The sequence below is a fragment of the Ruegeria discodermiae genome (genome assembly GCF_030758345.1).
Classification (GTDB): domain Bacteria; phylum Pseudomonadota; class Alphaproteobacteria; order Rhodobacterales; family Rhodobacteraceae; genus Ruegeria_C.
Genome location: NZ_JAVAMO010000067.1, coordinates 1 through 819, shown reverse-complemented (window position 1 = coordinate 819; position 819 = coordinate 1). Strand labels below are relative to the sequence as shown.

Genomic DNA, 819 nt, shown 5'->3' with positions numbered 1-819 from the left:
GGGTTCTGTTGCAAACTTTGACGATTGACGCTCGAGAATGCAGAGAGTGAATAGCCGCTGGTGTTTATCTGCCGAAAGACTACTCATGATCTCCTTTAAAGGCGCACAATATCCCAAGGATGTGATCCTCTTTGCTGTGTTCTTCTACCTTCGATACGGCGTGTCGTACCGTGACCTTGAAGAAATCATGTCCGAGCGCGGCGTTGCGGTAGATCACTCGACGCTGAACCGTTGGGTGACAAAATACGCTAGTGCAATTGCCGATGTTGCGCGCAGACGAAAGGGACTGTGCGACCGTTCTTGGAGAATGGACGAGACTTACATCAAGGTGAAAGGAGCGTGGGTTTATCTCTATCGAGCTGTCGACAAGCACGGCAAGACGCTTGATTTCATGCTTTCCCCGCGACGAAACAAACCGGCTGCGACAAAGTTCTTCGCCAGGATGCTGGAGGTCAACGGGCTTCCGAGGAAGATTGTCATCGACAAAAGCGGAGCTAACACGGCCGGCATCAAAGCCATAAACAAGATGCTGAAAGGCTTTGGCTGTCCGATCCCAATCGAGATGGTCAGACAGAAGTATCTGAATAACATCGTGGAACAAGACCATCGCTTCATCAAGAGACGCACTCGGCCGATGTTAGGGTTCAAGGCCTTCGCTTCAGCGGCGGCTACACTGGACGGGATCGAAGTGGCGCACATGATCCGCAAAGGCCAAATCACGCCCGGAATCTGCCCGTTTCGTCAATTTGCAGAACTGGCGGCATAAGCCGCAGGTTCGGTTTCAACTCTTCGGTCAGTAAGGAACTTTGCAACAGATCC

Annotated in this window: 1 protein-coding gene; it reads left to right on the top strand. The window is 51.9% G+C overall.

Annotation, left to right across the window (positions count from 1 at the left end):
• Positions 1-85: 85 nt before the first annotated feature.
• Positions 86-766, top strand: a complete 681-nt coding sequence (locus tag Q5Y75_RS28375) for an IS6 family transposase (RefSeq protein ID WP_306203658.1) — start codon at positions 86-88, stop codon at positions 764-766.
• Positions 767-819 lie beyond the last annotated feature (53 nt).

Excerpts from the sequence above, each read along its gene's own strand:
- Q5Y75_RS28375 (WP_306203658.1), top strand. The coding sequence starts at position 86 with ATGATCTCCTTTAAAGGCGCACAATATCCCAAGGATGTGATCCTCTTT.